We start from the raw sequence: 12,784 nt of genomic DNA, 5'->3' as shown, positions 1-12,784 counted from the left end.
GAGCATGATTAAACGAATTTCTGAAAAGTTTAGCCCAAAGCAGTATTTATTGGGATTTTTCTTTATGTTAACCGCACTTTTCGGTCTTTATTTGATCGTAGCGTGGTCAAGTTATTCCCCATTAGATAGTTCATGGGCATCATCAAGTTATATTGAGAAAACTATCAATAAAGCAGGTGCTTTCGGCGCTTGGTTTATTGATTTATTTTTTGTGCTTTTGGGACATATTGGACACTTGATTCCTTTTGTGATTTTTATCACATCTGTTTATTTTCTGCGGAGTAAAGCAAGAACTTCCTTCCATTTCTGGCGTTTTAATCTAGGCTTATTTGGTTTTGTTGTTTTTTTGTGTGGCGCTTCGATCATGGCAACTTTATTGTTATCTAATACACCTTATTATTTAGCGGGAGGGGTGTTAGGGGGATATTTAGTGGCTACATTTTTCCCTGTCTTAGATTTTGTCGGGTTAATGCTAATAGGTGGGGGACTAAGTGTCGTTGGATTTATGCTTTGTTCAGGCACCTCGCTAATTCGTTTCGTCATGGCATTTTTTGCTTGGCTGGCGATGAAAAATCATGATAAAGCCGAAGATGCTCCCCCACAATCTGTACCTGTTCAACAGGAGTTGGCGTTACCACTGGAAGAGAATGAGCGTCAATTATCGGAAATTGCACAAAGTATGGAAGAGACCCACCTTACCGCTGATTCTTCACCTGCGCTCGTAAATGTTGAAAATTTTATTCATATTAATGGGTTAACACCTGAAACAAACTTAACAGAGCAGAACATTGACTCCGTTGAATCTATTGAATCGACATTGGACCGTGCGGAAGTTGCACAATTAGGTGGATATGCGGTTGAGCAGGATATATCCTTACCTACAGTGAGTGTTCAGCACAATGAGATTGAACCAGAGCGTTTAAATGCGCTCGTACCAGAAACTGTTACGACGACAGCATGGCAAAATAGTACGGACGTGTTATCTCCCGATTTGGTAAATATTCCCACTGTATCGTTATCGCCTTTACCAACACACACTACTGAGCAATTGAGTGTACTGGATGAGGGAAATGATTTAGCTCGTCAATTTGCTGCACAGGAACAACAGCGTTTGGATGAAATGGCATTACGTGCCAAAGAACTGAATGCGGAAGACGCATTACAGACCATTTTTGCGGAACCCGTTGCGGCAGATGATGCGTTGCTCTCCGCTACGCCAACCTATAAACCATATGGTGATTCACTGATTCACCCCGCGTTACAGCAAAAAGTCACGACAAAAGTAAAACCCACGACACCGATGCCAAGTCTCGACTTATTGGAGTATCGTCCAAGCCAAGCACACCGTATTACACAAGATGAGATTATTGATACATCGCAACGTATTGAACATCAATTACGTAATTTTGGGGTGAAAGCCAGTGTAAAAGATGTATTAGTCGGTCCTGTAGTGACGCGTTATGAACTTGAGCTACAACCCGGTGTCAAAGCTGCCAAGGTCACCAGTATTGATACGGATTTAGCACGTGCGTTGATGTTTCGTTCTATTCGTGTGGCAGAGGTGATTCCTGGTAAGCCATATATCGGTATTGAAACACCAAATGTCAATCGTCAAATGGTGACCTTACGCGAAGTCCTCGACAGTGATGAATTTCGTCAATCTCATTCCGTATTGTCGATGGCGTTAGGTAAAGATATTAGTGGTAAGCCTGTTGTAGTTGATTTAGCCAAAATGCCACATTTATTAGTGGCGGGATCCACTGGCTCAGGTAAGTCCGTTGGGGTGAATACCATGATTTTGAGTTTGCTCTTTAGAGTGAAGCCTGAAGAAGTCAAATTCATTATGATTGACCCTAAAGTTGTTGAATTATCTATCTATAATGGGATTCCTCATTTGTTAACTGAGGTCGTGACGGATATGAAAAAAGCCGCGAATGCATTGCGTTGGTGTGTGGATGAAATGGAACGTCGCTATCAACTTCTTTCTGCATTACGTGTGCGGAATATTGAAGGTTACAATGAAAAAATTGATGAATATGACGCCATGAATATGCCGATCCCGAATCCTTTATGGCGACCTGGTGACACAATGGATGCGTTACCCCCACCATTAGAGAAACTGAGTTATATTGTGGTGATAGTGGATGAGTTCGCTGATTTAATGATGGTGGCAGGCAAACAAGTCGAAGAATTAATTGCTCGTTTAGCACAAAAAGCGCGTGCAATTGGGATTCACTTAATTTTAGCGACACAGCGTCCTTCTGTTGATGTGATTACGGGGTTGATTAAAGCGAATATTCCAAGTCGAATCGCATTTACAGTGGCAAGTAAAATTGACTCGCGTACAATTTTAGACCAGGTGGGCGCGGAAGCGCTACTTGGACGTGGAGATATGTTATATTCTGGTGCTGGCTCATCGGATTTAGTTCGTGTGCATGGCGCATTTATGAGTGATGATGAGGTTGCACGAGTAGTGGATGATTGGAAAGCACGTGGTAAACCAAATTATATTGAGGCAATTTTAGATGGCTCAGACGAGGAGGATGAGGATTCGTTTTCTTCTGCGACCGATTCGGATGAACTCGATGACTTATTTGATGAAGTTGTTGAATTAGTTACCACAACAGGCAATGCTTCCACATCTTACGTTCAACGTAAATTCAAAGTAGGGTTTAACCGTGCGGCAAGAATTATGGAGCAATTAGAAGAACAAGGGATTGTTTCAGCGATGCAGAATGGTAAACGTGAAGTCTTAACAAGACGTTCTTCAGATTTTTAGGAAAGTAAAGATGAAACTATTATTAAAAACGACCGCGCTTTTATGGGTAGCGATGAGTTCTGTTGCTTGGGCAGATGCCGCGAAAGAGCTACAACAACGTTTAGCTAAAGTGGACATGTTAAGTGCAGATTATGCACAAACAGTGAGTGCCGCGGATGGTAAAAATGTGCAACAAGGGAGCGGAAAGCTTCAAATTAAACGTCCAAATTTATTCCGTATGGATAACAAAGAACCACAAGAAAGCCAAATTATCTCAGATGGCAAAACATTGTGGTTTTATGATCCTTTTGTTGAACAAGTTACGGCAAACTGGGTAAAAGATGCAGTGAATAATACCCCTTTTGTTTTGTTGACTACGGATGATAAAAGCCATTGGGCACAATATACAGTAGAGCAAAAAGCCGATACATTTACTCTTGTCCCTAAAGCGAAGAAAAGTCATATTAAGCAATTCACGATTCGTATTGATCAAGAAGGCGTGTTGCGTAATTTCAGTACCACTGAAAAAGATGGTCAATCGAATCTTTATGTATTACGCAATATTACTAACCAGACCTTAGCAAGTAGTTTATTTCACTTTACTGTTCCTAAAGGCGTAGAAGTCGACGATCAACGTAAAAAATAACGAGAATTGAATATGGCTAACTTAAGTTTGGATTTTGAGCAGAGTGACTTTCGTCCTTTAGCTGCCAGAATGCGACCGACGACTTTGGCACAGTATTTTGGTCAAGCGCATTTAGTTGGTGAAGGTAAACCGCTGCGTAAAGCCATTGAAGTGGGACATATTCATTCGATGATTTTCTGGGGACCACCAGGTACAGGCAAAACGACACTGGCTGAAATGATTGCACAACGAATTAATGCTGAGGTTGAGCGTATTTCGGCGGTTACCAGTGGGGTAAAAGAAATCAGAGAGGCGATTGAGCGCGCCAAACAACATCGTTTAGCGGATCGTCGGACGGTCCTGTTTGTTGATGAAGTGCATCGTTTTAATAAAAGTCAGCAAGATGCTTTTTTACCTTATATTGAAGATGGCACTATTATTTTTATTGGTGCAACGACAGAAAACCCGTCTTTTGAATTAAATAGTGCGCTTTTATCACGTGCACGTGTCTATATTCTCAAACCCCTTACAACACAGGATATCATGCTTGTTTTGCAGCAGGCATTACAAGATAAAGAACGCGGTTTAGGACAAGACGTTTTTATTTTAGAAGACGGTTTGCTTGAAATGCTGGCTGAATATGTCAATGGTGACGCACGTTTGGCTTTAAATAGCTTGGAATTGATGGCAGATATGGCGGATGAAAGTGAAAAAGGAAAACGTTTAGACCGCGCTTTGTTACAGGCTGTATTGGGTGAGCGTCAAGCCCGTTTTGATAAACAAGGCGATCGTTTTTATGATTTCATTTCAGCCTTGCATAAATCCGTGCGAGGCTCAGCCCCTGATGCCGCACTATATTGGTATGCGCGTATTATTACAGCAGGAGGGGATCCGCTTTATGTTGCAAGACGCTTATTGGCGATTGCGTCAGAAGATATCGGTAATGCGGATCCAAGAGCAATGCAAGTTGCGCTTGCTGCTTGGGATTGCTTTACTCGTGTTGGCGCCGCAGAAGGAGAAAGAGCTATTGCACAAGCAATTGTTTATCTCGCAATTGCACCAAAAAGTAATGCTGTTTATCTTGCTTTTAAGCAAGCTAAAAAACATGCCAAAGAATTACCTGATTATGATGTTCCTGAGCATTTGCGTAATGCGCCTACAAATTTGATGAAATCGTTAGGTTATGGGGCAGAATATCGCTATGCTCATGATGAGCCGAATGCGTATGCAGCAGGTGAAAATTATTTTCCTGAACCACTGAAAACGACACAATATTATTTTCCAAGCAATCGCGGGCTAGAAATGAAAATGAAAGAAAAGCTAGATTGGTTGAAAGAGCAAGATCAAAAAAGTCCTAAAAAGCGTTATTAAATTTGTTTATTTGTGATGGATTTCTGCTATTTGCTAAGTGTGTGACGAGTCATTTTTCTTTATTTTGGTGAGCCATAAACAAAGCTTTTAGTTTGAGAAAAATCGATATTTTTGAATGGATAAGCCAGATTTTAAACTGGTTTATTGTGTTATTTCGATCTAAAATATAATAATTATTTCGAGACAAAAGTGCGGTTAATTCCGCCTAAATTTTAACAAAAGTAGGTAAAACATGATCGATCCAAATCTATTGCGTAATAATCTTGTAGACGTGGCAGAGAAGTTAAAAATTAAGCGCAATTTCGTGTTAGATGTTGCTTTGTTAAGTGACTTAGAAGAACAACGTAAATCATTACAAGTGAAAACTGAAACCTTACAAGCTGAACGTAATGCGCGTTCAAAAAATATTGGTCAGGCTAAAGCGCGTGGTGAAGATATTTCGACATTATTAGATGAAGTCGACAGTATGGGAATTGAACTCAGTACGACTAAGGCAAAATTGGATGATGTCTTAGCGGAAATTAACCAAATCGCGTTAACGATTCCTAATTTACCAGCAGATGAAGTCCCTTTAGGAAAAGATGATAGTGAGAACCTAGAGGTATCCCGTTGGGGAACACCAAAAGTATTTGATTTTGAAGTGCAAGATCATGTGACATTAGGGGAAACTTTACAAGGTTTAGATTTCTCTGCGGGAGCAAAATTAAGCGGTTCTCGTTTTGCAGTAATGAAAGGACAAATTGCGAAATTACATCGTGCATTGTCGCAATTTATGCTTGATTTACATACTGAGCAACATGGATATATGGAAACGTATGTCCCTTATTTAGTGAATCACACAACTCTTTATGGTACAGGTCAATTACCTAAATTTGGTGAGGATTTATTCCACACTAATGCGTTAGAAGGTGAACAGCCTTATGCGTTAATTCCTACTGCCGAGGTGCCAGTAACAAACTTGGTGCGTGATGTCATTTTAGAAGAGGCAGATTTACCATTAAAAATGACCGCACATACACCTTGTTTCCGTTCTGAAGCTGGGTCTTATGGACGTGATACTCGTGGTTTAATTCGTATGCACCAATTTGATAAAGTAGAATTAGTGCAAATCGTTGCTCCAGAGACCTCAATGGACGCCTTAGAAGAATTGACTGGTCAGGCAGAAAAAGTGTTGCAATTATTAGAACTTCCATACCGTAAAGTCTTATTATGTACAGGTGATATGGGATTTGGCGCATGCAAAACATATGATTTAGAAGTGTGGCTTCCTGCACAAAATACTTATAGAGAAATTTCTTCTTGTTCAAATATGTGGGATTTCCAAGCGCGCCGTATGCAAGCTCGTTGTCGTACAAAAGGTGATAAAAAGCCACGTTTAGTCCATACTTTAAATGGCTCAGGTTTAGCTGTGGGACGTACTTTAGTGGCGGTATTAGAAAACTACCAAAATGCTGATGGTACGATTACTGTGCCGACGGTATTGCGTCCATATATGAATGGATTAACTGTTATTGGAAAATAATGTGTGTCTACTAAAAAAGGATAGCCAATTGGCTATCTTTTTTTATGTTATGGAAACATTAACAATGTGGCATCGTTTGTTTTCCTTTTACGTCTTAATTTGAAAATGCAGCCAATCAGTCATTGAACGTTGACTGCATTTTTATAAGATACATTAGAGTGCAATATATTCTAATTTCACATCACAAATACTTTCAATCAAGTCCTCACTCATTTTACGATAGCTAAGCGTGTTAGCTTGTTCGACCATCACAATGCTTTGAATATTTTCTATTTCCCCACCGTTTAAAAACACATGATTTAAGGCTACTTGTAAGGCCGGTAAGCTGGGATTAAAGGCGGCATTTTCAGCATAGCTGCCGATAAAAATACGTTGATCTTGTAGTTGGATAGCCACACCATGATAAGACTTCGAATAAGGCGCATGCGCGATATTGGCCGCTTCTAATGCCGCTAATGTCACTGGATTTTTAGTGTGGTAACTTAGATGATTACAATGTTCATCTAACAGAAGTAAGGCAATATTTAAATCTCTTGGTCCGAATGAGTCAGGTAAATATTGTTGTAACGGGTTATTTTGACTGTGTGGAAGATGAATATGGAGTTCTGATGCCGAATTCAATTCATTCATAAATTGGCGGCAGTGACCGCATGGGGTGTAGTTAACAACAATATCTGTAATGCCTTTCTCCTGTTTCATCCATGCATGTGAGATAGCACTTTGTTCTGCGTGAATTGTTTGTTGGATATTACTGTGAGAAAATTCTTGATTTGCACCAAAATAAAAATGACCACTAATCCCAATCGCAACTGCACCAACATGGAAATCTGAAATTGGAGCATGTGAGTAACAGGCTGCGATAGGTAATAATTTTAAAGCAAGTTGTTTATTATCAAGGTGATGTTTTTCACAAATATGCTGAACAACGAAATTGGGGAGGAAACCTACAAAATGTTGTTCTTCTAAAATATGCAACAGGTCCTGTCTAAGCATTTCTGGCTCTATCTGGTGCAGGGCTTGGGTGATTTTCTCTGAAATATGTTTATTCATATTAGCTCTCCTTGTCTGAATATTTTTACTTATATTAATGTACAAAACAGAAAAGATCTTCATTCAGAAGATCTTTTTGTGATTGAAATCAAGCTATGCTTAATTATTTTGCTGCTTTCAGTTTTTGATAGTAGCTATCGTATAAATCAATAGCATTATCGACATCGATTTGCCATTGACTACGGTCAATGACATCTTGAGTTAAAAACGTTGCTTGATCTTCTGTTAGCTCTTTTGGTAAGCGTTTTAGTGCTTCCAAATTAGAAGTTGGGTAACCGATATTTAATGTCAGTTTTTCGGATACGTCTGCGCTTAATAAATAGTTAATTAATTTATAAGCGTTTTCTGTATTTTTTGCGGTCGCAGGAATGGCTAAGTTATCAATCCATAGCATCGTTCCTTCTTTTGGATAAACCATATCCACTTGAGCACCTTCATTTTTAGCAATACGCACAGAACCATTCCAAAGTAAGCCAATATCTGTTTCACCTGAGATAAAAGTACTAGCAGGATTATCAGAGTTAAAAGAAAGAATATTTGGGCGCAATTTTAATAATTCTTCATAAGCTTCTTTCAGTATCGCAGGGTCTTGTGTATTAGGGTCTTTACCCATTTTTAATAACGCTATATTAAACAACTCTCGAGGATCGTCAAGCATTTGGACTTTACCTTTAAAGTCCGACTTCCATAAATCCGCCCAAGACTGAAATTGTGCAGGTGTTTGATTCGCGGTGTTATAGGCAATACCAGTTGCACCAAAGAGCTGAGGTAATGAATATTTATTTCCTTTGTCATATGGGCGATCAAGCATATTCGGGTCAAGCTCTTTAATAACGGGTAATTGACTGTGATCGAGTTCTTTTAACATTCCTTCACGAGCCATTTTTGAAACAAAGTAGCTTGTTGGTGCAATGACGTCATAACCGCCATCTTCTCCCATCGTTTTTAATTTTGCGTACATCGTTTCATTTGACTCAAGGCTTGAAACAATGACTTTAATCCCAGTTTGTTTGGTAAATTCATCTAATAAGCCTTCAGGAACATATTCTGTCCAAGTGTAAAGATAAACTTCATTATTAGCTGCGCTTGCAAGATTGCTTACGCCCAGCATCATCACGCCAGCAGTTAAAATGCCAGTTAATTTTTTCATTTATGTTGCTCCCAGAAAATGGGTGAAAAATATGTCAGTTAAACCCTTAGGTTGTCTGACCTGAAGATGCCGAATGGATACGGACAAGGACGGATTGTAGGCTAGAATGTTCATAATGTAAATGAATTGTTATATAAAATTTATGATTAAAAATTCATTTAGTGAGAAGATAAGAATATAAGTCGGGACAAGAAAAAGTGCGGTTAAAATATGTAAAATTTCAACCGCACTTGAGATATGTTACTCGTTTAAAAACAGATTATTTTGCTGCTTTTAATTGTTGGTAATAATTTTCGTAGTGTTCTACTGCATCACCAACATCATCTTGCCAGTGGCTTTTTTGTAAGATGTCAGCTGTCGGGTAGATGGCTGGATCTTGTGTAATTTCTGCTGGTAATAATTTTAATGCTTCAACGTTAGATGTTGGGTAACCAATTTCTTCCGTCAGTCTTGCAGAAACTTTTGCACTTAATAAGTAGTTAATTAATTTATGTGCACTGTCTGGATTTTTGGATGTTACAGGGATTGCGAGTGTATCAACCCAAAGTACTGGACCTTCTTTTGGAAAGACCATATCTAAAGGTGCTTGTTCTTTCTTCGCAATACGTACAGAACCATTCCATAATTGACCTACTTCAACTTCACCAGAGATGAATGAGTTAGCTGGGTTGTCAGAGTTGAATGACAACACGTTTGGACGTAGCTTTAATAACTCTTCGTAAGCTTGTTTGATGATAGCGGGATCTTTCGTATTTGGATCTTGACCTAATTTTAATAAGGCAATATTAAATACTTCACGAGCATCATCAAGTAATTGTACTTTACCTTTAAATTCAGGCTTCCATAAGTCACCCCAAGCAGTAAAGTTTTCACCTTTGTAGCTGTCAGTGTTATACGCGATACCCGGCGCACCTAATAATTGTGGTAACGAATACTTATTTCCTTTATCGTAAGGTTTATCTAACCAGTCTGGATTCAACTCTTTGATAACAGGTAATTTGCTGTGGTCTAGCTCTTTTAGCATACCTTCACGCGACATTTTTGACACAAAATAGTTTGATGGTGCAATAACATCATAACCACCTGTTTCACCTTGTGTTTTCAATTTCGCATACATAGTTTCGTTGGATTCTAAACTAGAAACGATAACTTTGATGCCCGTTTCTTTTGTAAATTCATCTAATAAACCATCTGGGACATATTCGGTCCAAGTATAAAGGTAAACCGTGTCATTGGTTGCATGTGCATTAGCGGTTAAGCCAAGTGTCATGATTCCTGCAGTCACAAGACCTGCAAATTTTTTCATTTCTATCATCTCCTGTTAGAGGTAAACGTTCTCTTTTATATTAGAGGCATAAAAAAACGCCTTGTTTTAAGGCAAGGCGTATTCTATTTGGTATTGGATTGTTTGTGAAGTATTATTTTCCTACAACTCTTATTTTCCTTTTCTTGCAACAATTTGGCTTAAGATGACCAGTGCTAAAGAGAGAATGATCATAATTGTTGCTAAAGCATTCACTTCAGGCGTGACGCCTGTTTTCACGAGTGAGAAAATTTTCAGCGGTAGGATTTCATAGCTGACTCCACTCACGAATGACGATACTACAACGTCATCTAACGAGATGGTAAAGCTAAGTAACCAACCTGAAATCACTGCGGGAAGTGCTAATGGGAAAATGATTTTACGTAAAATTGTCACTTCTCCAGCCCCTAAATCTTTTGCGGCTTCTAGCATTTTTGCATCAAACCCTTTGAGGCGTGAAAAAATTGTGACAACGACATACGGCAAACAGAAAGTAATGTGTGCTAAAAGCAATGACCAAAACCCTAAGTTAATGCCTACAATCATAAATAAGGCTAATAATGATACTGCCATTACGATATCAGGTGACATCATGACGATGAATAACATACCACTTACTGCTTGTTTCCCACGGAAACGGTAGCGATAAAGTGCGATTGCAGTAAGTCCTCCAATGATCGTTGCGATCGTTGCAGCAAAAAATGCGATCGTGACAGAGTGGATTGCCGCTTGGATTAACGTATCGTTATTAAACAAGCGCTCATACCATTTCCAACTAAATCCTTTCCAAGTTAAGCCATAGCGATCGTCATTAAACGAGTTGGTTACGAGGATGATAATTGGGATATACAAATAAGCGTATACCACCAGCATAAAAATATTACGTAGTAAACGGCTCATTATTCCAACTCCATTTTCTTATTCATTAACTTACTCGCTTTGTAGTAAACAAAGATGAGTAATGCCATTAAGATTGTCAGACCGATACTGATCGCAGAACCAAATGGCCAGTTACGTGAAATTAAGAATTCACTCTTAATTACGTTACCCACTAGCAATACTTTTGCACCACCTAATAAATCGGCAACATAGAACATTCCCATGGCAGGCAACAGGACTAATAAACAACCTGCAATAATCCCTGGCATTGTGAGTGGAATAATCACTTTAATGAAACGTTGGAATGCATTTGCTCCAAGGTCTTTTGCCGCTTCGAGTAGACGGTAGTCTAATTTTTCGATAGCTGCATAAAGTGGTAAAATCATGAATGGTAAGAGCAAATACACCAAACCAATGACGACCGCAACTTCAGTATTTAAAATACGAATAGGTGTATCAATAATACCGAGCGTCATTAACGTGTTATTCAAGATACCTTTGACACCCAAAAAGATTTTCATACCATAAATACGAATTAGTGAGTTAGTCCAGAAAGGTAACACCACGAGAAACAGCAAAAATGGACGGTATTTAGGATTAATTTTTGTGAGTAAAAAGGCGAATGGATAGCCAATAATTAAGCAAACAAATGTTGCTAAACCTGACATATACAGTGAATTCCATACGACTTGAGCATAAAGTGGCTCAAATAAGCGTGTATAGTTTTCAAAGGTAAATGGCAACGCATAAAAATTACTGCTATCGCGAGTTAAGAAACTCACGATAAGCACTAATAAGTTTGGCACAAGTACAAAGAAGATCAACCAGCCGAAAATGACGGCAATAGTTGATTTCTGAAAAGCGTTATTCTTCATCGCTCAGCACAACCTCCCAGCCTTCGTGCCACGTTAATGCCACTTTTTGACCTAAAGAGTGATCGATGTTTGGATCGTCTTCATTAAAGAATTCGCTAACTAAAACAGACATGCCATTATGATCTAATGTAATGTTCGATTCTAATGTCATCCCTTTATAGTTACGATCGGCTACGTGACCAATAATTGCTTTAGAACTTTGGTTTTCATCCAGTTCTTCGATGAGAATATCTTCTGGGCGTAGTAATACTTTCAGTTTTTGCTCAGGTACAACGTCAAGTGCGGTATAAATTTCGCAAATTCGACCTTCTACATTCGCAAGTACGCGTTTTTCATCAAGGCGTTCTAATACGGTCGCATTGAAAATGTTGATTTCACCGATGAATTTGGCAACGAATAAGTTTTTCGGCTCTTCATAAATTTCACGTGGTGAACCGTCTTGTTGGATATGACCTTTACGTAACACAATGATACGATCAGACATTGTTAATGCTTCTTCTTGATCATGAGTAACGAAAATAAAGGTAATTCCAAGTTTACGTTGTAATGCTTTTAATTCGTTTTGCATTTGCTTACGTAATTTATAATCTAACGCAGAAAGTGATTCATCAAGTAATAACACTTTAGGTTTATTGACTACCGCACGGGCAATTGCAATACGTTGTTGTTGTCCACCAGAAAGTTGAGCAGGTTTGCTGTCCGCATATTCTTCTAATTGCACCATACGTAATGCTTCAAGTACACGAGGCTTAATTTCCTCATTGGGTACTTTTTGCATACGTAAACCAAATGCCACATTTTCGAAAATCGTCATATGTGGAAATAGGGCATAACTTTGGAAAACAGTATTAACGTAGCGCTGTTCAGCTGGCACGTCAGTAATGTCCTCACCGTCAAGAATAATATGACCAGAGTCTAATTCTTCTAAGCCAGCAAGTAAGCGTAAAACCGTTGTTTTACCACAGCCTGAAGGACCTAGAATGGTTAAAAACTCACCATTATTGATAGTTAAATTAAAGTTTTCAATGATGGTTTTATTACCATAAGATTTCGTAATAGAACGAAGCTCAATAATAGGCTTGTTTTGAACTGAACTTTCCACTAGCTTTGGTTTTCTCCCTAATGTACCGACTTCGGTATTGAGTAGAAACAAATGCCAACAGAAAACCTGTTGGCGCTTACGATTAAAAAATAAATGCTAATGATATAGCGATTGCTTAATAATTAAAAGTGGTTTTATAAAAAAATTAA

At 38.7% G+C, this 12,784-nt stretch carries 10 protein-coding genes; 4 read left to right on the top strand and 6 right to left on the bottom strand.

Features of this window, described 5'->3' with window-relative positions; translation table 11 throughout:
* Positions 1 to 4 precede the first annotated feature (4 nt).
* The 4 genes from ACWIT3_RS00210 (at position 5) to serS (ending at position 6,276) form a co-directional block, all read left to right on the top strand.
* Entirely contained in the window at positions 5 to 2,779 is a 2,775-nt protein-coding gene (locus ACWIT3_RS00210; protein ID WP_457160852.1) for a DNA translocase FtsK, read from the top strand.
* A 10-nt stretch (positions 2,780 to 2,789) separates the two neighbouring features.
* Positions 2,790 to 3,404, top strand: coding sequence for an outer membrane lipoprotein chaperone LolA (gene lolA / locus ACWIT3_RS00205; RefSeq protein ID WP_457160851.1), 615 nt, complete (start codon positions 2,790 to 2,792; stop codon positions 3,402 to 3,404).
* A 12-nt stretch (positions 3,405 to 3,416) separates the two neighbouring features.
* Positions 3,417 to 4,754: a replication-associated recombination protein A gene (locus tag ACWIT3_RS00200; RefSeq protein ID WP_457160850.1), complete on the top strand. Its 1,338-nt coding sequence runs from the start codon at positions 3,417 to 3,419 to the stop codon at positions 4,752 to 4,754.
* Positions 4,755 to 4,986: 232 nt separating this feature from the next.
* Positions 4,987 to 6,276 (top strand): serine--tRNA ligase, encoded by a 1,290-nt coding sequence (gene serS, locus ACWIT3_RS00195; protein ID WP_457160849.1) that lies wholly within the window; start codon positions 4,987 to 4,989, stop codon positions 6,274 to 6,276.
* Positions 6,277 to 6,429: 153 nt separating this feature from the next.
* On the opposite strand, the gene cdd is transcribed toward serS, so the two are convergent.
* The 6 genes from cdd to potA all read right to left on the bottom strand — a co-directional run bounded on the left by cdd (position 6,430) and on the right by potA (position 12,635).
* Positions 6,430 to 7,326 carry a cytidine deaminase gene (gene cdd, locus ACWIT3_RS00190; protein ID WP_457160848.1) on the bottom strand — a complete coding sequence of 299 codons (897 nt, stop codon included), beginning with the start codon at positions 7,324 to 7,326 and terminating at the stop codon, positions 6,430 to 6,432.
* A 103-nt stretch (positions 7,327 to 7,429) separates the two neighbouring features.
* A complete protein-coding gene (locus ACWIT3_RS00185; protein WP_457160847.1) occupies positions 7,430 to 8,476 on the bottom strand; it encodes an extracellular solute-binding protein in 1,047 nt (348 codons plus the stop codon).
* 259 nt (positions 8,477 to 8,735) lie between these two features.
* Positions 8,736 to 9,782: an extracellular solute-binding protein gene (locus ACWIT3_RS00180; protein ID WP_457160846.1), complete on the bottom strand. Its 1,047-nt coding sequence runs from the start codon at positions 9,780 to 9,782 to the stop codon at positions 8,736 to 8,738.
* A 129-nt stretch (positions 9,783 to 9,911) separates the two neighbouring features.
* Positions 9,912 to 10,679, bottom strand: coding sequence for a spermidine/putrescine ABC transporter permease PotC (potC, locus tag ACWIT3_RS00175; RefSeq protein WP_457160845.1), 768 nt, complete (start codon positions 10,677 to 10,679; stop codon positions 9,912 to 9,914).
* Positions 10,679 to 11,533: a spermidine/putrescine ABC transporter permease PotB gene (gene potB / locus ACWIT3_RS00170; RefSeq protein ID WP_457160844.1), complete on the bottom strand. Its 855-nt coding sequence runs from the start codon at positions 11,531 to 11,533 to the stop codon at positions 10,679 to 10,681. Before potB ends, potC begins: the two co-directional genes overlap by 1 nt.
* Complete coding sequence (potA, locus tag ACWIT3_RS00165; protein WP_457160843.1) at positions 11,523 to 12,635, bottom strand: spermidine/putrescine ABC transporter ATP-binding protein PotA; 1,113 nt, start codon at positions 12,633 to 12,635, stop codon at positions 11,523 to 11,525. Before potA ends, potB begins: the two co-directional genes overlap by 11 nt.
* Between the last annotated feature and the right edge of the window lie 149 nt (positions 12,636 to 12,784).

The sequence above is a fragment of the Pasteurella sp. P03HT genome, assembly GCF_054052285.1.
The sequence above is the reverse complement of the archived record's forward strand: the minus strand, read 5'-3'. Positions and strand labels throughout refer to the sequence as shown.